The following is a 21761-nucleotide window of genomic DNA, read 5'->3' as shown; positions in this document are numbered from 1 at the left end:
TTGACCGCATGCTATCATTCCTTAAAAAATTAGGCCATACGCTCTACAGGATTTGGTTCTATATTTTAGTGGTTTTGCCCATTTTAATAATGCTTCCTTTCTTGGTGATTTTCACCCTTTCGGAGAGAACGTACCCGCAATTCTTTTGGATGGCCCGTAATATTTGGGCCAACTGTATTCTTTATGGAATGGGGTGTTTTCCAGTAATTAAATGGGAGGAAAGGCTTAAAAAGGGTGAAAGTTATATGTTGGTGTCCAATCACACGAGTATGTTGGATATTATGTTGATGTTAAAGGTCAGTAAAAATCCTTTTGTTTTTATAGGGAAGAAGGAATTGGTGAATATTCCCTTATTCGGGTTCTTCTATAAAAGGGTATGTATTTTGGTGGATAGGGAGAGTGCCAAAAGTAGGACAGCAGTATACAGAAGGGCACAAAAAAGATTACAACAGGGCTTGAGTATATGTATTTTTCCAGAGGGTGGGGTGCCCGATGAGGATATTGTTTTGGACGATTTTAAGGACGGGGCATTTAAAATGGCAATTGCGCATAACATTCCTGTAGTGCCCATGACATTTTATGACAACAAAAAACGGTTTTCCTTTACTTTTTATAGTGGTGGTCCGGGAAGGTTACGTGTTAGGGTCCATAAATTTTTTGCCACTCGTAACCTCAAAGAAGCAGACAAGATAATGCTTCGGGAATCCGTAAGGGAGGTAATTTTGAATGAGCTCCAGAATTCCGGTTAGACCTGTACATTTCGTTGGCGCTATGCCGGTTTAATCAACATGCTTTAGGATTAGAATTTTAAAGTAAACCCGCTGTAAACTCCCAAGGAATACGGGTTAAAATTGCCCGATGTATTCGAAAAGGTGTTTAGTTGATATTTAAATACGGGCTCTACATTAAATTTAAGCTTAGGGGTAAACTTATAATCCAGCCCAAGACCAAGGTTGGTACTAAAATTAACGGAATTGATGTTATTGGCTTCCCCAAACTCTGTTGTCTGTCCACTGGATTCCAATACTACTGAATTATCCGTTAGAAAAAGGGAACTTACTCCTCCTATAATATTAACACCAAATTTACGATCCAAAAGGGCATAATTTAGTTCCAAGGGTATCTCCAAATATCCCATTTGTTGTCCCATTGTCCCTAAACGGGTAGGGTTTTTACCAGTTACGTCCATGGCAAATACCGATCCGGGCTTGGGAATTACATTTTCGCTATTTGGATTATTCAAAATTATGGATTGGGAGTCATTGGAATACTTAATATTACTTATTTGGTTCCCGGTTGAAGCGTTAAATGAGGATGTAAAAGAAACATCGTTGGTGTCATAGCCATAATCTACCTTATGGATACCGGAACGTACGCTTAGTTTTTTAGAAATTTCATAGGCCACCGTAATACCGTAACTTAGGGTTACACTTCCCGTTTTGCTGTTGGAAGCAAGAATGGAGTTGATCGGGGACCCCTCACCCAAACCATTAAAGTAAACCGGAGCTATGCTGGGACCAGCGGACCACTTTCCTTTGTGGGTTTCCTGAACTTCAGCAACCTCATTTTCCTCTATGGCCTCTAATATGGATTTTTTATTTGACGGAAGGTCCTCAGAGCTTACTTCAGGAGTTTTCCCCATAGGCTGGTTGGCGTTATTGTTTACTTGATGTGCAATGGCTTCCTCAGCAGGAATAGGCAACTTGTTGGAGGGTAATGTGTCCTCTTTTGGTTGTACTAAACGGGTCGGATCTTGACCTGCATTATCATCAAGACTCCTTGTTCCCGATCCATTTGCTACCAATTCCTTGGATGCTGTGTGGGTTGGAATAGCGTTCTTTTGTTCTTTTCCTGAGTTATCTTGTTTTGGGCTATCTCCGGCAACTATGCTTCCATTGTTGGGCAGAGGATCTGTAATATTGTCCCCAGCCGTTTTGGGGCTTGTTTCAATATTATTTTCCTCCGTAGTTCTTTCTTCATTATTGGTGATGCCGGTAGCTTCTGTGGAAGATTCCATAAAGTTATCCGAGTCTTTGGCACTTCGGGTTTTATTTTCTACATCCGTAATAACAGGTGTTGCCAATTCGGAAGTGGAAAAAGGATTGATCGCAAAAAATAGGATGGCCAGTATGGCTGCCACTCCACCAACTTTCCACCAAAGGGGAACAAGCTTGCGGGATCGTTTCTTGTTATCCAAGGAAGCGGCTATGGAATTCCAAACTCTTTCGTCAGGAATTTCTTGGAAGTTTGCCAACTTCTCTTGAAATAATTTGTCTAAATTATTTTCACTCATGTTTTCAATTGTTCAGCAGGGATAATAATCGGGAGGGTTTACCCTTCCATAATAATTCCTGCTTTATTTGCCTCAATTTTTTCTTTTAATATCATTCTTGCCCTCGCAAGATTGGATTTGGAAGTCCCTAGGGACGTTCCCAACATTTCGCTGATCTCTTTGTGGCTATAGCCATCCAACACATAAAGGTTGAAGGTTAAGCGGTATTTATTGGGAAGCTCTTGCACATAACTTAGCAAGGTGGCCAAATCCAGGTTTAAATAGCCCGAATCTTCTGGCATTTCATCCTCAATATTATCGGTGACCAGTGTTAAGGTTTCCTCTTTTCTATATTTTTGAAGTACTGTATTTACGGTTATACGTTTGATCCAGCCTTCAAAAGAACCTTGGTGTTTAAACTGATCGATTTTGCTGTAGATAGTCATAAAACTATCATGCAGATTGTCTTCGGCCTCCGTTTTATTGCGCGAGTATTTGAGACAAATTCCGAACAGTATCCGGGAATAGTCCCGGTATAACTGTTCTTGTGCTTGTCTGTTCCCCTTTTTGCAATTATTTATGAGCTCAACCAGGTTACTCAAAATATGGATTGGGTTATTTACTAATTCTTTAAATTGGACGTGCCCATATCACTTTCGGGCGCTAATATGGCCGAACTATCTTCGTTTACTGGCACGGTTATTTCTAAATAGGTTGGTTCTCCATTTGCATCCTCACCGGTCCAATATCTAAATAGATACGGTTCATCGTACAATACTTCAAAGTTAAATGTTGCCACTAGGTCTTCCCCGCTACCGGTGCATTCCTCCTCATCTTCAATAACGGTGCCAATGGTAACCACCTTCCTAGTTGTCAACGCTTCTTTTACTACATCAAAACCTTCGAAAAAGGTACAATTATTCGGCCTAAAGTAAGTAACTTTTATTTTATAGATTTCACCATAATCGAATGCCTCGGGCATTTCTACGGATTTCACCTGTAAGGCTTCAAAATGATAGTTAACATCATCATCTATGTCACATGATGTGAATAGGGTAAAAGAGGCAACAAGCAGCAAAAAGAATACTCGTTTCATGTTCTTAAAATTTAATTTGTTTTATAATGGTTTTGAAAACCTTTTTTCCCTAAAAATATGTACAGATATTTTTTAATTTTTGGGGGCAAGCCGGTTTCATAACAATTGCTTTTGTTATTAAGATGTAAAGGGGAAATAAAGGTTGCGTGTAGAAATAAAAAATCCCGATGAAATCGGGATTTTTAAGTTTATGACTTTACTGTTTTGATGGCTTCTTTAATTTTGCCTTCCAGTTCTTCGAGTAGTTCGGGATTGTCCAGCAGTAAGCTTTTTACAGCATCCCTACCTTGACCCAGCTTGGTGTCGCCATAACTAAACCAGGATCCACTTTTCTTAATAATTTCAAATTCAACCCCTAGGTCGATTATTTCTCCTACTTTGGAAATACCTTCTCCGTACATAATATCAAATTCGGCAGTCCTAAATGGAGGGGCAACCTTGTTCTTTACCACTTTAACACGGGTCTTGTTACCTTGAACATCACCATCGGTATCCTTAATTTGGGTAGATCTTCTTATATCCAAACGTACGGAAGCATAAAATTTAAGGGCGTTACCACCAGTGGTCGTTTCCGGATTACCGAACATTACCCCAATTTTTTCACGTAATTGGTTAATAAAGATTACGGTACAATTTGTTTTGCTGATAGAACCGGTAAGTTTTCGCAATGCCTGCGACATTAATCGGGCATGTAGTCCCATTTTTGAGTCACCCATTTCGCCTTCAATTTCACTTTTAGGGGTCAATGCGGCAACAGAGTCGATAACGACGATGTCGATGGCACCAGAGCGAATTAAATTATCGGCAATCTCCAAAGCCTGTTCTCCGTGATCGGGTTGGGAAATGATAAGGTTATCAATATCCACCCCAAGTTTTTGGGCATAAAATCGGTCGAAGGCATGTTCGGCATCAATAAAAGCGGCGATACCTCCATTTTTTTGCGCTTCTGCCATGGCGTGCAGTGTAAGTGTGGTTTTACCGGAAGATTCAGGTCCATATATTTCAATTACCCTTCCTCGTGGATAACCTCCTACACCTAGTGCTACATCCAATCCCAAAGAACCCGAAGATATCACTTCTACGTCCTGTACTACACTATCGCCCATCTTCATTACGGCACCCTTGCCGTAAGTTTTATCCAATTTATCCAGGGTTAGTTTAAGTGCTTTTAATTTTGCGTCTTTTTCGGAACTCATTTTCATATCTTATTAGGGAGGCTAAAATACCAATTCTTTTTGCATAAAACCACCTATGGCAAGGATTTTATATGAAGAAATTAGTAGATTATTTTAATTTAATTGAAATTTTTTCTTAGCCCCACTTCTTGTGCAATGCCCTAATTTACAAGGGTTAATGGGGTGTGAATCCGCAAATTATGTGGTGCAGCTATAGTTTTGTTCAATTATTTTCGGCTTTGCACGCAACCTTTTTGCGTTTGTGTCATCTAAAAAATAACTAACTCAAATTAGGTTGCTTATTGTTCTGGTAAAACAATAAGGGTTGTGGGTCAATATTTTGTTTTAATTCTATGAAAAAGAAAAAATGATATTGACCTTAAAAAGGGTCTTGATATTTTCAAGATCCTTTTTTGCTTTAGATACTTAGCTGGTTTTAATTCTGAAACCGATAGTTGTATTTCGTTTTGGTTTTACATGTTGGGCTAGGCCTGGCTGGAATTCAAAAAACGGGCATTATTCTTTTAATCCCGATCTATAAGTCCTATTTTTGCACTCATAAAATATTTCTTTAACTTAAAATATTAGTATAGCATGCAACTGTACAATACCTTAAGTGCAAAGGAGAGAGAGGCCCTTATAGAGGAGGCGGGATTGGAGCGCCTTACCATTTCTTTCTATCAATATGCACGTATTGGCAATCCGTCAATTTTTCGAAACCATTTATTTATTCATTGGAACGAACTGGATGTTTTGGGCCGAATTTATGTAGCCCATGAAGGCATCAATGCCCAATTATCCGTTCCTGCTGTCAATTTCAATGCCTTTAAGGCTCACCTGGATAGCATCACCTTTCTGGAAAATGTTAGGTTGAATATCGCTATTGAACAGGATAACAAATCATTTTTAAAATTAAAGGTCAAGGTTCGTGAAAAGATAGTTGCCGACGGATTAAATGATGACTCTTTTGATGTTACCAATAAAGGTATACATGTGGATGCCGTTAAGTTTAATGAACTTATCGAGGATTCCGATACTATTTTGGTAGACATGCGCAATCATTATGAAAGTGAGATTGGGCATTTTAAAAACGCAATTACCCCTGATGTGGATACGTTTAGGGATTCTTTGGATATCATTGAAAAGGATCTGGCAGACCATAAGGAGGACAAAAAATTGGTCATGTACTGTACCGGTGGTATTAGGTGCGAAAAGGCCAGTGCCTATTACAAGCATAAAGGTTTTAAGAATGTATATCAGCTGGAAGGCGGAATTATAGAATATACACGTCAGGTTAAAAATCTGAAATTGGAAAATAAATTCTTAGGTAAGAATTTTGTTTTTGATCATCGTAGGGGGGAGCGAATTACGGATGATATCATTGCTAATTGTCATCAATGTGGCAGCCCGTGTGACAACCATGTTAATTGCGCCAATGAGGCATGCCATTTGCTTTTTATTCAGTGCGATTCCTGTGCAGAGGCCATGAACAACTGTTGCTCGGTGGAGTGTAAGGAGATTCATGAACTGCCTTTTGAAGAACAGAAAAAATTGAGGAAGGGAAAAGTAGTGAGCAATAAGATTTTTAAAAAAGGTCGTTCCGAGGTTTTGAAGTACAAGAAGTAAACCCCAACATATATTAATTGCCCGGACCTTTAGTCTATAGCTCTTGCTTCCAAATCCCAGAAATGGTTTTCCTAGCAATTAATTAGGCTTGGGAAACTAATTCTCAACCCTGGATCCCGTTTAAAAGCTGGGTTATTTGTCATTTTTAAGGCAAAGATTAAGTTAAAATCTGCTGCCTAGGGGCTATTTTTCCTTGTTTTAAGGGTGCTTTACGCGGGCAACGAAACTCTTTCTTTTCATCGCATTAAAAAAACACTATCTTTACGTTTAATAATTTTATGAACCTTTTTTAGTAAAAGTGTTACATTTTTACTAAACCAAGATACGAAATATGGGTTGTAGCAGTTGTTCAACCGGTAAGGACGGACAGCCTAAAGGATGCAAGAACAATGGTACTTGTGGCACCGATGGCTGTAATAAATTGACGGTATTTGATTGGCTTTCCAATATGTCACTGCCAAATGGTGAAAAACCATTTGATTGTGTGGAAGTCCGTTTTAAAAATAGTAGAAAAGAATTCTTTAGAAATTCCGAAAATCTTTCACTTTCCATTGGCGACATAGTGGCTACACAGGCTACTTCCGGTCATGACGTAGGTATGGTTACCCTTACAGGAGAATTGGTAAGGGTACAAATGAAAAAAAAGAAGGAAGATTATAACAATCCGGAACTTCCCAAAATTTACCGAAAGGCTTCCCAAAAGGATATCGACATTTGGCAAAAATGTAGGGATAGGGAAGAGGAAATTAAGAAAAGGGCCAGGGAAATCGCCATTGTACTTAAATTGCAGATGAAAATTTCCGATGTGGAATTTCAGGGAGATGGTTCCAAGGCTACTTTTTATTACACCGCTGAGGAACGGGTAGATTTCCGACAGTTAATCAAGGACATGGCCAAGGCTTTTGGTATCCGAATAGAAATGAGGCAAATTGGCTACCGCCAGGAAGCCCAACGTTTGGGTGGAATAGGTTCTTGCGGAAGGGAATTGTGCTGCTCTACATGGCTAACAGACTTTAGGTCCGTAAGTACTTCGGCGGCTCGCTACCAGCAGCTTTCGCTTAATCCGCAAAAGTTGGCAGGACAATGTGGGAAACTTAAATGTTGCCTTAATTACGAATTGGACGTTTATTTGGATGCCCTAAAGGACTTTCCCGGACAGGACACCAAACTATTTACAGAAAAGGGGATGGCTTTTTGCCAAAAGGTAGACATTTTTAAAGCGTCACTTTGGTTTTCCTATAAGGACGAGCCCGCCAATTGGCATGTCTTGTCCAAAGACCAAGTTTTGGAGGTGTTGGAAAAAAACAAAAAGAGGGAGAAAGTAGCCAGTTTGGAGGAATATGCAGTGGATAATGTTCAGGAAGTTGAAAAAGTTTTTGAAAATGTGGTAGGTCAGGATAGTTTAACACGATTCGACACCCCTAAGAAAAGAAGGTCCAACAGGAATAACAAGAAGAAAAAGCGAAGCAATTATAAAAAAAGGCCTACCAAAAATGCTTAAGAGTTTAGGTGTATTTTTATTAGTAATTTTTATGGTTTCCTGCAATAAGCAAACCGTAAAGTCCGATTATAGTCCAACTCAGAACGGACGATGGAACAAGGATAGCGTAGTAAAATTTTCCTTTCAGGAATTGGATACCCTTCAAAAGTATAATATGTTCATCAATCTGAGAAATGATGGTACATACCCATACAGCAATCTTTTTTTAATTGCAGAGTTAAAATTTCCCAACGGTGATGCAGTGCGGGATACCTTGGAATATGAAATGGCTAAACCGGACGGACAATGGTTGGGTACGGGTTACGGTAGTTTAAAGGAAAACAAATTATGGTATAAGGAAAACGTCGTTTTCCCATCTTCTGGCGTATATACCTTAGAAATCTCCCATGCCATGCGCAAAAATGGCCAAGTAGATGGAATTGTTGAATTGGAAGGTATTACCGATGTAGGTTACCTAATCGAAAAAAGTAATTAGTAGGCTTATGGCAACAGCTACCAAAAAGAAGAAAAAAAGCAACAACAATTTTTTTAAGTTCATTAAATGGTTTTGGGTACTGTTCTTTTTAGGCGCCCTATCCGTAGTTTTGATCTTCCTTTTGGCTTCTTGGGGAGCTTTTGGGGCTTTGCCGGAATATGAGCGTCTGGAGAATCCGCAGACCAATTTGGCCAGTGAAATTATTTCCTCAGATGGAGAGACTTTGGGCAAATTCTATTTGGATGATAACAGAACCGATGTTGCCTATGAGGAATTGCCGGAAACTTTGGTGCAGGCTTTGATAGCTACTGAAGATGCACGGTATTATGAGCATTCCGGAATAGATGCCAAGGGTACTTTAAGGGCCGTTGTTTATTTGGGAAAAAAAGGAGGGGCCAGTACTATTACCCAGCAGTTGGCCAGAATGTTGTTCGTTGGGGTACGCTCTAAAAGCACTTTTGAGACCATTGTCCAAAAAATAAAGGAATGGGTTCTTGCAACAAGGCTGGAACGCAGCTATACCAAGGAAGAAATCGTTAAAATGTATCTTAACATTTACGATTTTAATTATAATGCCGATGGTATTAGGTCTGCTTCGCGTATTTATTTTGGTAAAGAACCAAAAAATCTGAAAATTGAAGAATCAGCTGTTTTGGTGGGAATGTTAAAAAACTCTTCCTATTATAACCCTATCCGACGTGAAGAATTGGTCTTAAATCGTAGAAATACGGTTTTGTCCCAGATGGCAAAATATGATTATATCACGGAAAAGGAAAAAGATTCCTTACAGGCCTTAAAAATGGATATTAATTTTAGTCCGGAATCCCATAGAGAGGGCTTGGCTACCTATTTTAGGATGTACCTTCAAGGGTTTATGAACAGATGGATAAAGGATAATCCCAAGCCGGCCTTAAAAGGGGAGAGTGATAAATGGAATATTTATTTGGATGGACTCAGGATATACACTACCATAGATTCTCGCATGCAAAAAAATGCAGAGGATGCAGTGGCGGAGCATATGAAACGCTTACAAGCCGAGTTTTTTCATCAAAACACCCCTGACCGAAACAAAACAGCTCCCTTTATTGAAGAAGTACCTGGTGAAATAGCAGGTATTATGGAGAGAGCCATAAAATCCTCGCACAGGTGGCATAACCTGAAGGACCAGGGGAAGAGTGAAAAGGAAATAAGGGCCTCCTTTAATGAACCCGTGGAAATGACCGTTTTTGATTGGAACAGCGAAATCAAGGAGAAGGATACGGTTATGACCCCAATGGATTCCATTAAATATTATAAATCCTTTCTAAAGACGGCCATGATGTCCATGGAGCCGCAAACTGGACATGTAAAGGCCTGGGTAGGCGGTATAGATTATAAGCACTTTCAATATGACAACGTTATCCAAGGGGCTAGGCAAGTAGGGTCTACTTTTAAGCCTTTTGTATATGCAGCCGCCATAGATCAACTGCGGCTTTCGCCCTGCGATGTGCTGCCAGACAATCGATATTGTATTGAGGCCAATAAACATGGAAATCCAGAATTTTGGTGCCCGAAGAATTCCGATGGTAAATATTCTGGGGAAATGCTTACCCTAAAAAATGCCCTGGCAAATTCCGTGAATACCGTTACCGCTCAATTAATAGACAGGGTAGGTCCCAAAGCAGTGGTGTCCATAGCTAAAAACCTGGGAATTACTGGAGAAATACCTGAGGTTCCTTCCATAGCCTTGGGAACAGCAGACCTTAATGTGTATGAGATGGTGGGCGCCTATGGCACCTTTGCCAATCAAGGCGTATACGTTAAACCGGTCATGGTAACTAGGATTGAGGACAAAAATGGTACGGTACTCTATGAGTATGTGCCGGAAACAAAAGATGTATTAAGCAAGGATGTTTCCTATGCTATGTTGGATCTTATGTCCGGGGTAACCCAAGGGGGTTCGGGAACCAGATTAAGGACTACTGGAGCAGATAAATATAGAGCGGAATTTAAGGAGGTTATTACTGGTTATCCTTATGAATTTAAAAACCCAATTGCCGGTAAAACCGGTACTACCCAGAACCAGAGTGACGGTTGGTTTATGGGGATGGTGCCCAACCTGGTAACCGGTGTGTGGGTAGGTGGAGATGACAAAGCGGTTCATTTTAGGACCATTACTTACGGACAGGGAGCTACCATGGCATTACCAATTTGGGGCTTGTATATGAAAAAGAACTATGCCAACAAGGAACTGGGTATTTCCGATGGGGAATTTGAAAAGCCGGAGGAAATGTCCATTAATGTGGATTGCTCCAAGGCTGCTATGGAGGAAGATAATAAAATAGATATAGAAGACGATTTGGATTTTTAGTACAATAAAAAATCAACGTCAAAAATGCCCTTGCTTTTATCTAAAAGTTAAGGGCATTTTTCGTTAAAAACCCGTATTTTAGAGAGAGCAAGGAAATAAGTTAAATTAAGTCGGTTTTATATGATACGAAAAACAGTTGCCAACGTGGAGGAGGCCTTACAGGGCGTAAAGGATGGTATGACTTTTATGCTTGGAGGATTTGGATTATGTGGTATCCCTGAAAATGCAATTGCACATTTGGTGAAGATGGGGGTCAAGGACTTGACCTGTATTTCCAATAATGCGGGAGTGGACGATTTTGGTCTTGGTCTATTGTTGCACAAAAGACAGATCAAGAAAATGATTTCTTCGTATGTGGGGGAAAATGATGAATTTGAACGGCAAATGTTGAGCGGGGAATTGGAGGTGGAACTTACCCCTCAAGGAACTCTGGCAGAGAAATGTAGGGCGGCACAGGCCGGTTTCCCTGCCTTTTATACCCCAGCCGGTTATGGAACCGAAGTGGCCGAAGGAAAAGAGACCAGGGAGTTTAATGGGAAGATGTATGTACTGGAAAAAGCTTTTAAGGCCGATTTTTCTTTTGTGAAGGCCTGGAAAGGTGATGAGGCAGGAAATTTAATATTTAAGGGAACTGCCCGCAATTTTAATCCGGCCATGTGTGGAGCGGCCGGGATTACGGTTGCCGAGGTGGAAGAATTGGTACCTGCAGGGGAATTGGATCCCAACCAGATCCATGTCCCGGGAATTTTTGTGCAGCGTATCTTCCAAGGTAAAAATTACGAGAAAAGAATTGAGCAGTTGACGGTACGTAAATCTAATTAATCAATTACTTAATTTGAAAATGAAACAATTGGGTTTTATAATTTAAGTATGTTGTTGTTTAATAGCAAATTGGCACTTTAACTTCATATACAATATGATTAATAAGGAAAATTCTGTTGTTCAAAAATCAGTTGATTTTGCTATTAGAATTGTTGAGTATTGTGAAATGTTGGAGGAGAAAAGAAAATATGTCATTGCTACACAGTTGTTAAAAGCGGGAACGAGTATTGGTGCTAATATTCATGAAGCTCAGAATGCCGAAAGTAGGGCCGACTTCATACACAAAATGAAAATTGCGGTTAAGGAGCTCGAGGAAACCAAGTATTGGTTGGTTTTATGCGAACGTTCAAAATCGTACCCTTTTGAAACTGATTTAAAGGAAAGCATTGATGAGTTAGGGTTAATACTGTATAAAATAATAAGTACAAGTAAGAAAAATTCAAGGTCGTAACCAAGGACCCTTAATTGAATCTTTGGTTTATGGTCTAATTATTTAATTGACAAATTATTACATTATTACATTGGTAAATTATAACATCAACATTATGTTGGATAAAAACGGAATAGCAAAGCGCATTGCAAAGGAAGTCAAAGACGGATATTATGTTAACCTGGGAATAGGGATACCTACATTGGTGGCAAATTTTGTCCGGGATGATATTAGTGTGGAATTTCAAAGTGAAAACGGGGTGTTGGGAATGGGGCCCTTTCCTTTTGAAGGGGAAGAGGATGCCGATATAATCAATGCAGGCAAACAAACCATAACCACCCTTCCGGGAGCCTCGTTTTTCGACTCTGTAACAAGTTTTGGAATGATACGTGGGCAACATGTAGACCTGACCATTTTAGGGGCCATGGAAGTCGCGGAAAACGGGGATATTGCCAATTGGAAAATTCCTGGAAAAATGGTCAAGGGAATGGGTGGGGCCATGGACCTAGTGGCTTCGGCGGAGAACATCATTGTTGCCATGATGCATACCAATAGGGAAGGCGAATCCAAGTTGTTAAAGAAATGTACTTTGCCGTTGACGGGAGTTGGATGTGTGAAAAAAATTGTAACCAATTTGGCGGTACTTGATGTAACTCCCGAAGGATTCAAATTGTTGGAAAAAGCACCTGGTGTTAGCGTTGAGGAGATAGTGAAGGCTACTGAAGGAAATTTAATAGTAGAAGGCGATATCCCGGAGATGGATATTTAGCCGGGATATTCAATTATTTGTGTCAGAATTTGTTGAATTTTTATATTAGGACACATTTAAATAAACAGTCCCTATTTAACATTTTGGAAAGCGCATATATCGATCGAAATAACTATTTTTATACGCATACAACAATTACTGTATGTTTCACAACAATTTTTTAAATGTTGCGTTAATCTGAATTATATTGCATTTAATAACAGAAGTTAAACCCCAAATTTAACAACTACTAAACCCTAATTACTATGGAAGCCCAAATTAACCACAGCCGTGCACAAAAGGAAATTCAAGTTTATCGAAATGACTTTTTCACAGGCATTGTAAGATTGACAAAAAAATTATTTATGCTGTAGCATAAATCAATAGTTTTTAAAGGGAGCAATATTTTAAAATATTGCTCCCTTTTTTGTTTTCAATCTAGTTGATAATTGTATTTTTAAGGAGGAAGGCAAAGCTATGAAACTACATTTGAGGCCGTGTACTATTACCGATTTGGAGGTTTTGGTTAATCTAGGCAGGAGGACTTTTATAGAGGCATTTGAAAAGGATAATAAGCCGGAGGATTTTAAGATATACCTGGATTCTGCTTTTGGGGAGGAAACGCTACGTAAGGAATTGCAGGATATTAATTCAGTCTATTATTTTATTTATTTGGATTCCAGTTTGGTGGGATATATTAAATTAAACGAAAATGAAGCCCAATCGGATATTAAGGACATTAATTCCATAGAGTTGGAACGGATCTACGTTCTGGCAGAATTTCAAGGCCGGGGAATTGGGGAGTGGATACTGCAACAGGTAATATCCATTGCAAAGGTAAAAAACAGGTCTTATGTGTGGCTTGGTGTTTGGGAACATAATCCCAAGGCCATTAAATTTTACCAGAGACTGGGGTTCTATAAGTTTGGGAGCCACCCTTATTTTATAGGAAGTGATGAGCAGACCGATTGGTTAATGCGGCTCGACATTTAAAGTCATATTTCCTAATAATGTGGATTAGAGTTTCCTCAGAATTTCAGTTGCCTTTAACAAAGTTTCGTTGGTTTTGGCGAAACAGAATCTTATTAAGTGATTGTCGATCCCTTTGGTGTTGAACCCGGAAATGGGAATGCTGGCTATACGGTGCTCTGTTACTAGGCGTTCGGCAAAGACTTCGTCCGTTTCTTGGGTAATATCACTATAATCCACTAATTGGAAATAGGTGCCTTGGGAAGGTTTTATTTTAAATCGTGAGGTAGATAGTCCATCAAGGAATAAATCCCGCTTTTCTTGATAGAATTGGTTTAAGCCCAAATAGTGTTGAGGTTCTTTTAAATATGTGGCCAGGGCTTTTTGAACGGCATGATCCGCGCTAAACACATTGAACTGATGGGTTTTTCGGAATTCGTGCATCAGTTCGGCCGGACCTGCGCAATATCCCATTTTCCAACCGGTGATATGAAAGGTCTTTCCGAAGGAACCACACACAAAGGTACGGGAGGCAAGGCCGTCATATTTTGAGGCACTTTCATGCCCGTGGCCGTCAAAGGTGATATGCTCGTATACTTCATCGCTGATAATAATTATATCGGTATTTTCGAGACTCCTTTGCAATTCAAGCATATCTTCTTTGGTGAAAATAGTACCGCTGGGATTGTGTGGAGTGTTTATAATGACCATTTTGGTCCTTGGCGTAATTTTGGATCGGAAAACTTCCCAATCAATCTTAAAATCGGTATTGTTTAATTGAACAAAAACGGGAATTCCGCCATTGACTTCGATAGCGGGCTCATAACAGTCGTATGCCGGTTTAATTACTATGACCTCATCACCATTGCCAATAAAGGCCGTAATGATGGTAAAAATGGCCTGTGAGGCTCCTATGGTGACGGTTATTTCACTTTCTGGATGATAGTGCCTGCCATATAGCTGTTCAATTTTTTCTGAGATCATTTCGCGCAGTTCCATGACCCCTGCCATAGGCGCATATTGATTGTACCCTTGTTTCATAGCCTGTGTTACCAAATCGATCAAGGAAGGATCGGGATCAAAATTGGGGAAGCCTTGGGAAAGATTTATGGCACTGTGTTTCTGTGCCAATTGCCCCATAGTGGTAAAAATCGTAGTTCTTACATTGGGAAGCTTGGAGAATATATTGTGTTTATACTTGGGCATTGTAGTGTGTTTAAATTGGTTATAGGTAGGTTAGGATTGCTGTGATCGTAAATGCAGAATTACCTTGTTTATACATTGGTCCAATTCTTTCTTTATTTCCCGTTCCCAAAATCTAAAAACGGTGAAGCCCAATTGTTGTAGTTTTTGGTTTACTTCCTTGTCCCGTTGAATATTGCGTTCAATTTTTGGAATCCAGAACTCTTTGTTGGTCTTAATCTTTTGTTTCCTTTCCTCCCAGTTATAACCGTGCCAATATTCCCCATCTATAAAAATAACGGTTTTGTACTTATTTAGTACTATATCTGGTTTCCCGATCAATTTCTTGTAGTCTATCCTATATCTATAACCCTCCGCCCATAGTGCCTTTCTAAATTTCAATTCGGGTATGGTGTTCTTTCCCCTGATTTTCCCCATGATCTTGGAGCGTTCCGGCGTGGTATAGAAACCGGATTCTTCATTAAAACGTGGAACTATTATCCGTTCCTCCTTGTAATCTTTTGGCATACTTAAAGATACTGGATTTTTGAGACCTGGGTAAAGAAAAACCCCATTCCTAAAAGGGATGGGGTCTGTTTCTGAAGCGAATAAGTTATATTTTTATCCGTACTATCCTTTTATACTGGCAGCAAAGAACTCCCTGTTCATACGGGCAATGTTTTCCAAAGAAATACCTTTTGGACATTCTACCTCACATGCACCGGTATTGGTACAGTTACCAAATCCTTCCAAATCCATTTGCGCAACCATATTTTTCACTCTGTCCGTTGCTTCAACCCTTCCTTGTGGAAGTAAGGCGTACTGGGATACTTTGGCCCCAACGAACAACATGGCAGAAGAGTTTTTACAACTTGCTACACAGGCGCCACAACCAATACAGGTAGCGGCATCCATGGCCTCATCGGCGGCATGCTTGTCTATTGGAATGGCATTGGCATCCTGGGTATTCCCAGAGGTGTTTACCGAAATAAAACCACCGGCCTGCTGAATACGGTCAAAAGAACTGCGGTCTACGACCAAATCCTTTATAACAGGAAAGGCTTTTGCCCTAAACGGTTCAATGGTAATGGTGTCGCCATCCTTGAACATTCTCATGTGCAACTGACAGGTAGTAACCCCCCTATCCGGGCCATGGGCTTCTCCATTGATATACATTGAGCACATACCGCAAATTCCTTCACGACAGTCATGGTCAAAGGCAACAGGCTCTTCCCCCTTATTGGTTAGCTGTTCGTTTAAAACGTCCATCATTTCCAAGAAAGACATGTGTTCTGAAATATCAGTCACTTTATAATCGACCATTTTACCTTTGTCCTGTGGTCCTTTCTGTCTCCAAATTTTTAATGTAAGATTCATTCTTATAGTTTATTAGCCAAAAGCCAATAGGCATTAGTTACTTGTCTATCGATTTAATGAAGGCGTTTAACATTTTACTTTCTTCGGTTATTAAAACTTGTATTCTATTATAACTATCGGTTGAAATAAAGTTTAATTCTTTAGCAATTATTAATTGGGTTTCCAATTCGAATAAAGATCCTCTTGAAATTTTTAAGAATTGAATATAATTCTTAGTGTAATTCCGACCCCATCCTTCGGCAATATTTGAAGGTATTGATATAGAGGAACGTTTAATTTGACTTTGTAAACCGAATAACTCGTCATTTGGGATTTCTTGGCATAATAAATAAATTTCCTTAACGATATCTATTCCTTTTTGCCAGATCAGCAAGTCTTTATACGTTCTTACTTCATTCATATGGGCAACCTCCATTTATTTTTGGCTAATGCCTATTGCCTATTGTCTTTTGCCTATTTATAACTTCTTTGTTTTAATTCTATATCCTTAAATTCCAGTTGCTCTTTGTGCAAAACGGCATCCGCAGGTTCCCCTTTGTATTCCCAGGCTGCTACGAACGCATAGTCCTTATCGTTACGTTTTGCCTCCCCTTTTTGTTCTCCATCAATTTCTACCGACTCTTCACGGAAATGTCCACCGCAGGATTCTTCCCGCATCAGGGCATCCTTTGCAAACAATTCTCCCAACTCCAAGAAATCTGCCACACGTCCTGCTTTTTCCAATTCCGGATTCATTTCATTGGCTGATCCGGGTACATTGACTTCCTTATAAAACTCCTCACGAATTTCCTTGATTTCCGCCATAGCTTCTTTTAATCCCTTTGTGTTACGGGACATACCACATTTATCCCACATTACCTTACCAAGGCGTTTATGGAAGTAATCCACGGAATGGGACCCTTTATTATTTACAAAGAAATTGATTCTTTCTGTTACTTCTTTTTCGGCCTCGTCAAATTCGGGCGTATCCGTAGGAATTTTTCCAGTCCTAATTTCATGGGATAGGTAATCGCCAATAGTGTAGGGCAATACAAAATACCCATCGGCCAAGCCTTGCATTAAAGCAGATGCGCCCAAACGGTTGGCACCGTGATCGGAGAAGTTGGCCTCGCCTATGCAATATAGGCCCTCTACGGTGGTCATTAAGTTATAATCTACCCAAACACCGCCCATGGTATAGTGGGTAGCAGGATAGATCATCATAGGGGTCTTATATGGATTTTCATCTACGATTTTTTCGTACATCTGAAATAAGTTACCATATTTTGCTTCTACCACAGCTTCTCCCAATTCCGTGATTTTTTCTTTGGAAGCATCTTGGATACCTTGGATTTTTGCTTGTTCCAAACCGTATCTTTCAATGGCGGATTTAAAGTCCAGATATACGGCTTCCCCAGTAGCGTTTACTCCAAAACCGGCATCACATCTTTCTTTTGCTGCTCTGGAAGCCACATCACGTGGTACCAGGTTACCAAAGGCAGGATATCTTCTTTCCAAATAGTAATCCCTTTGATCTTCGCTCAATTGGGTAGGTTTTAATTTTCCTTCCCTAATGGCCAACACATCTTCCATCCTTTTAGGAACCCATATACGGCCATCGTTACGCAATGACTCGGACATCAAGGTCAGTTTGGACTGATAGTCTCCAGATCTTGGAATACAGGTTGGGTGAATTTGTGTATAACATGGGTTTGCGAAAAAAGCACCCTTTTTATGTATTTTCCAAGCTGCTGTGGCATTGGATCCCATGGCATTGGTAGAAAGGAAATATACATTCCCATAACCTCCTGAGGCAATTACTACAGCATGCGCCGAATGGCGCTCTATTTCTCCGGTAACCAAGTTACGGGCTATAATACCACGAGCCTTACCATTTACTTTAACCACATCGAGCATTTCGTGGCGGTTGAACATCTCAATCTTCCCACGGGCAATTTGTCTGTTCATTGCCGAATAGGCACCCAACAATAATTGCTGGCCAGTCTGTCCTTTGGCATAAAAGGTACGGGACACTAGTACACCACCAAAAGAGCGGTTGTCAAGTAATCCACCGTAATCACGGGCAAAAGGTACGCCCTGTGCCACACATTGATCAATGATATTGGTGGACACCTCTGCCAAACGGTACACGTTGGCTTCACGGGAGCGGTAATCTCCACCTTTAATGGTATCGTAGAACAGGCGATAGGTAGAGTCCCCATCCCCCTGATAATTTTTAGCAGCATTAATACCACCCTGGGCCGCAATGGAATGCGCCCTTCGTGGGGAATCCTGATAGCAGAATGCTTTAACCCTATAACCTAGCTCGGCCAAAGTTGCAGCAGCAGAACCTCCCGCAAGACCTGTACCAACAACAATAACGTCGATGTTTCGCTTATTGGCAGGATTAACTAAGTTTATTTTATCCTTATAGGTAGTCCATTTATCCTTTAATGGGCCTTTTGGTACTTTAGAATCCAATACAGACATAGAATTGTATTATTAATGGTTAAAATGGTGAAAAAGTGCAATGAAAATAAATCCCAACGGAATTAAAATAGCGTAAGCCTTTCCAAACCCTTTTAACCCTTTTACATATTTATTGTTGGCACCAACAGACTGAAACGCTGAACTAAAGCCGTGAAGCAGGTGCAATGAAAGAAAAACAAAACCTATACAATAAAGGGCAACCCTCCAAATAGGCTCAAATTTATGGACCAGTTCTTCGTAATAACGGTAACCTTCCCCATCGGCTAACAAGCCGGACATGTCACCTTGAATATACTTTGTGTTTATTTCGGGAAACCAGAAATCCAAGAAATGAATGATAAGGAAAACAAGGATAAATCCACCGCTCCAGATCATGTTTCTGCTCATCCAAGTGGAATTGGCAGCACCGTTGTTTTTGGCATACTTTATGGCACGGGCATTTCTATTTTTTATTTCCAACACAAACCCCATAACAAAATGATAGACAACCCCAAAAAGAAGTACGGGTTGCAACAAGTATTGTACAAGGGGATTGGTCCCCATAAAATGTGAGGTTTCATTAAAATTATCCGGACTTAGAACAGATAGGATATTAATGGCAAAATGTTGAAGGATAAAGATCATTAAGAAAAAAGCGGAAAGGGCCATGGTGTACTTTCTGCCTATTGAAGAGTTTAAAAATCCACTCATTAGTTATTTGTTTTGATTGCAAATTTACTCCACAAACGAGTTACCAACAAATTTTGTTGAATTTATGTACAGTATTTAGAACCAATTTAAAGAATTCCTCAATTCTAGAGAGGAAATAATAGAAAATCTTTTGTCATCCCACTTTATAAACGGTTGTATAAAGGGAATTTTTTCCTTAAGAAATCGTTATTAAGGTCTTGTGTTTTAACAAATTAAACGGTATAATATACTGATTTACAATAAATTATAGGCTTTAAATTTCGAAGTGACAGTCAATTATATTGAAGGGTTTTTCCTGTTAAATTATTTAGATCCCTTTGATAAGTCTATACTTTTATTGGTTTCTGTGCGTTAGAAACTAACCGAAATTTAAATTGGGAAAACTGGATGGTATTCTGGAAAAATTGGTCCTTTAACATTAAATTCTCTTTAATTGCGTTTTTTATAACGGCAATATTGGGCCTTGTTAGTATGGGAGCTCTTGGAGGTTTGTTATATTACCCGGTATCTTTCCTGTTCGGATCTTATCCCACCTTAGACGATTGGAGTGGCGATTGGGTGTGGCCCAGTGTTATTATGGTGGGAATGTTATGGTCCTTTGGTTTTGTGTTTGGCGCGGTGGCCTGGTACTACATTCAAAAAATAACCCAATCCAAAGTGATGCTTATAGCCGCATATCTGCTAATACTATGGTTGTGGGCGGCCCTGCTCTGGTGCTGGATGATTAAGGTGAATTTAGATCAACTAACCTAGGGGAATTAAGAGATAGTTGTTACAGGGAGATTAGATCTTTTTTCTGAGTTTTAGGATTATCTCTTAAGCCTATTTTTCCAATTCTGCCACAAACATTTTTGACTGGGACTCAATGATGGCCTGGGCCTCTAGAATTGCTTTATCCAAAATTACCGTATTTTCCGGGGAGGCCAAATCCGTTGTAGATGCAATGGCCTTTAAATACCAATTTTCCCAAGCTTTTAATATGGCTATCTCACTTTTCGCGGGGTTTCCGGATTTAATGGATTTTTCACTGAGCAGAAATTCCTCTGAAAGACGATTCGTTGCCGCATCCCGGACTATTCTAACAATATCCATTGCCGTATAGGAATCACCATTTATTAAGGTTAAGGCACTTGCCAAGGATGCAATGCCCACATTTTTAAGTGTTTCTTGTGAGACTTTATCCAATCTATCGCCATCGGTATGGTAAAACTGATCTGTAAAATGCCAAAATAATAATCCGGGTATATTGTTGTCCAAAAATGGGGTATGGTCACTGCCACCTTCATAGGGATTAGTGTTTACCTCCCAATGGGCCACCTTCCCCTGCTTCAAAAAATTATGGATCATATAGTCATTTAGGTAATGGGGCTTCATATCTTCCAAGGTAAGCAGATTACCGCCCCAGTCCGTATGTTTATCTTTCCCCCTGGTCCAGATGGCACTTGGATCTGGCATTTTTTCTATTAAAAACGTCCCTCCGGTAATAGCCGTGTTTTCTCCGACCATATCCAAACTTAGCCCCCACTTTATACCTTTGGCCCTTTTTTCATTTTCTTGAAGGTATCTTTTTGTGGATATAATTTCATCACCCCAAATAAAGGTCATGGTACGTTGAACATCAATACTTCCATTCCTGATTAATTTTGCAGCAACGGTGGCCATCTCCAATTGGACACCCGCTCCACTGGCATTATCGTTGGCACCCGGTTCCTGTACATGGGCGCTGAACACCAAGCGTTCCCCGGGTATTTCTGAGCCCTTTATATTGGCAACCAGCGTTAGTTCTTCGGAAGGGTAAACTTTGCTGGCAATATATACCTTGGCATATACTTGTTCTTTTTCCAATGCTGCCTTTAGCCTTTCTTTGGCACTATAGGAAAGGGCAATGCCCCAAGTGTTTTTGGGATCGAATGTCAAGCTTCGGAATTGGATGGAATTTACATTTACATCAGGCTTTAAATAGTCGGGATTGTCATAAGTGATTATACCCAAGGCACCTTTTTTTAAAACACCTTCCTTATAAATGTCGGTGGCGTTTGTTTCCGTAAAAATAATTTTTCCCTTTACAGAAATCCTTTGAAGGTCATCAATACCCTCAACATAAATAACTTCTGAGGTTATTCCATTTTTTGGGGTCGAAATGGAATTGATATAAACCATGTTCCTGTTGGTGGAGAAGGATAGCAATGGGGTATTTTCCCCAACTAGGCTAATGTCTGCATCTAAAATTTCCCAAGTAGGACGTTGCAAAGGCCTTTTTTCCAACCTATAGGTGAAACGATCCGTATTGGATGCATTTTCTTCCAAAACATAGCCTGCGGCTTTCAAGGACTCTGCCACTTTATGGATGCTCTTATTAAAACCTTCATTGCCTACCACTCGCCAAAATTGTTCCATGAATGCGGTGGTTTCATAGGCCTGTTCCCCGCTAAGGTTGTCCCTTAGGATATCTAAATAATCGTCTGTAGTAACCGCAGAATTTTTTGTTTGCGTCCAGCCTAGGGCAACTAGACTTATAAATAAAAAGAATGGAATTTTAGTCATAACGATAGACAGATTTTAAGACGAATATGATTAAA

The 21761-nt window shown here is 39.9% G+C and carries 21 protein-coding genes; 10 read left to right on the top strand and 11 right to left on the bottom strand.

Going from position 1 to position 21761, the window contains the following annotated elements; genetic code table 11:
- Positions 1-8: 8 nt before the first annotated feature.
- Positions 9-749, top strand: coding sequence for a lysophospholipid acyltransferase family protein (locus tag BUA60_RS01985; RefSeq protein ID WP_072860064.1), 741 nt, complete (start codon positions 9-11; stop codon positions 747-749).
- 50 nt (positions 750-799) lie between these two features.
- Here the strand turns inward: BUA60_RS01985 and BUA60_RS01980 are convergent, their stop codons facing one another.
- The 4 genes from BUA60_RS01980 to recA all read right to left on the bottom strand — a co-directional run bounded on the left by BUA60_RS01980 (position 800) and on the right by recA (position 4564).
- Complete coding sequence (locus BUA60_RS01980) at positions 800-2293, bottom strand: porin family protein (protein WP_072860063.1); 1494 nt, start codon at positions 2291-2293, stop codon at positions 800-802.
- A gap of 38 nt (positions 2294-2331) precedes the next feature.
- Positions 2332-2874: an RNA polymerase sigma factor gene (locus BUA60_RS01975; RefSeq protein ID WP_072860062.1), complete on the bottom strand. Its 543-nt coding sequence runs from the start codon at positions 2872-2874 to the stop codon at positions 2332-2334.
- Positions 2875-2894: 20 nt separating this feature from the next.
- A complete protein-coding gene (locus tag BUA60_RS01970) occupies positions 2895-3368 on the bottom strand; it encodes a hypothetical protein (protein ID WP_072860061.1) in 474 nt (157 codons plus the stop codon).
- Between the two features lie 188 nt (positions 3369-3556).
- Positions 3557-4564 carry a recombinase RecA gene (recA, locus tag BUA60_RS01965; protein WP_031446193.1) on the bottom strand — a complete coding sequence of 336 codons (1008 nt, stop codon included), beginning with the start codon at positions 4562-4564 and terminating at the stop codon, positions 3557-3559.
- A 573-nt stretch (positions 4565-5137) separates the two neighbouring features.
- Between recA and trhO the strand changes: the two genes are divergently transcribed.
- The 8 genes from trhO (at position 5138) to BUA60_RS01925 (ending at position 13488) form a co-directional block, all read left to right on the top strand.
- Positions 5138-6169, top strand: a complete 1032-nt coding sequence (trhO, locus tag BUA60_RS01960; RefSeq protein ID WP_072860060.1) for an oxygen-dependent tRNA uridine(34) hydroxylase TrhO — start codon at positions 5138-5140, stop codon at positions 6167-6169.
- A 331-nt stretch (positions 6170-6500) separates the two neighbouring features.
- A complete protein-coding gene (locus tag BUA60_RS01955; RefSeq protein WP_072860059.1) occupies positions 6501-7670 on the top strand; it encodes a PSP1 domain-containing protein in 1170 nt (389 codons plus the stop codon).
- A complete protein-coding gene (locus BUA60_RS01950; RefSeq protein ID WP_072860058.1) occupies positions 7663-8145 on the top strand; it encodes a gliding motility lipoprotein GldH in 483 nt (160 codons plus the stop codon). The genes BUA60_RS01955 and BUA60_RS01950 overlap by 8 nt, the downstream gene beginning before the upstream one ends.
- Positions 8146-8152: 7 nt before the next feature.
- A complete protein-coding gene (locus tag BUA60_RS01945) occupies positions 8153-10495 on the top strand; it encodes a penicillin-binding protein 1A (RefSeq protein WP_072860057.1) in 2343 nt (780 codons plus the stop codon).
- Between the two features lie 120 nt (positions 10496-10615).
- Positions 10616-11317, top strand: coding sequence for a CoA transferase subunit A (locus tag BUA60_RS01940; protein ID WP_072860056.1), 702 nt, complete (start codon positions 10616-10618; stop codon positions 11315-11317).
- Positions 11318-11411: 94 nt separating this feature from the next.
- Complete coding sequence (locus BUA60_RS01935) at positions 11412-11768, top strand: four helix bundle protein (RefSeq protein ID WP_072860055.1); 357 nt, start codon at positions 11412-11414, stop codon at positions 11766-11768.
- Between the two features lie 94 nt (positions 11769-11862).
- A complete protein-coding gene (locus BUA60_RS01930) occupies positions 11863-12516 on the top strand; it encodes a CoA transferase subunit B (RefSeq protein WP_072860054.1) in 654 nt (217 codons plus the stop codon).
- A gap of 456 nt (positions 12517-12972) precedes the next feature.
- A complete protein-coding gene (locus tag BUA60_RS01925) occupies positions 12973-13488 on the top strand; it encodes a GNAT family N-acetyltransferase (RefSeq protein ID WP_072860053.1) in 516 nt (171 codons plus the stop codon).
- A gap of 24 nt (positions 13489-13512) precedes the next feature.
- Here BUA60_RS01925 and BUA60_RS01920 read toward each other — a convergent pair whose 3' ends face one another.
- From BUA60_RS01920 to BUA60_RS01895, 6 genes are all read right to left on the bottom strand, one after another.
- On the bottom strand, positions 13513-14670 hold the full coding sequence (locus tag BUA60_RS01920; RefSeq protein ID WP_072860052.1) for a methionine aminotransferase: 1158 nt from the start codon (positions 14668-14670) through the stop codon (positions 13513-13515).
- 30 nt (positions 14671-14700) lie between these two features.
- A complete protein-coding gene (locus BUA60_RS01915; protein WP_072860051.1) occupies positions 14701-15174 on the bottom strand; it encodes a very short patch repair endonuclease in 474 nt (157 codons plus the stop codon).
- A 102-nt stretch (positions 15175-15276) separates the two neighbouring features.
- Complete coding sequence (locus BUA60_RS01910; RefSeq protein ID WP_072860050.1) at positions 15277-16023, bottom strand: succinate dehydrogenase/fumarate reductase iron-sulfur subunit; 747 nt, start codon at positions 16021-16023, stop codon at positions 15277-15279.
- A 37-nt stretch (positions 16024-16060) separates the two neighbouring features.
- The gene (locus BUA60_RS01905) at positions 16061-16423 is read right to left on the bottom strand and encodes a four helix bundle protein (RefSeq protein ID WP_072860811.1); all 363 of its coding nucleotides are present in this window, start codon (positions 16421-16423) and stop codon (positions 16061-16063) included.
- 53 nt (positions 16424-16476) lie between these two features.
- Positions 16477-18492, bottom strand: a complete 2016-nt coding sequence (locus tag BUA60_RS01900; protein ID WP_072860049.1) for a fumarate reductase/succinate dehydrogenase flavoprotein subunit — start codon at positions 18490-18492, stop codon at positions 16477-16479.
- A gap of 12 nt (positions 18493-18504) precedes the next feature.
- The gene (locus BUA60_RS01895; RefSeq protein ID WP_072860048.1) at positions 18505-19182 is read right to left on the bottom strand and encodes a succinate dehydrogenase cytochrome b subunit; all 678 of its coding nucleotides are present in this window, start codon (positions 19180-19182) and stop codon (positions 18505-18507) included.
- 387 nt (positions 19183-19569) lie between these two features.
- Between BUA60_RS01895 and BUA60_RS01890 the strand changes: the two genes are divergently transcribed.
- Positions 19570-19935 (top strand): hypothetical protein, encoded by a 366-nt coding sequence (locus tag BUA60_RS01890; protein ID WP_072860047.1) that lies wholly within the window; start codon positions 19570-19572, stop codon positions 19933-19935.
- Positions 19936-20004: 69 nt separating this feature from the next.
- On the opposite strand, the gene BUA60_RS01885 is transcribed toward BUA60_RS01890, so the two are convergent.
- Positions 20005-21726 (bottom strand): M28 family peptidase, encoded by a 1722-nt coding sequence (locus BUA60_RS01885; protein WP_245802487.1) that lies wholly within the window; start codon positions 21724-21726, stop codon positions 20005-20007.
- Between the last annotated feature and the right edge of the window lie 35 nt (positions 21727-21761).

The organism is Arenibacter palladensis, from assembly GCF_900129275.1.
In the GTDB taxonomy this organism is placed as follows: Bacteria; Bacteroidota; Bacteroidia; order Flavobacteriales; family Flavobacteriaceae; genus Arenibacter; species Arenibacter palladensis.
Note: the sequence above shows the minus strand (reverse complement) of the source record. Positions and strands in the feature narration are given on the sequence as shown.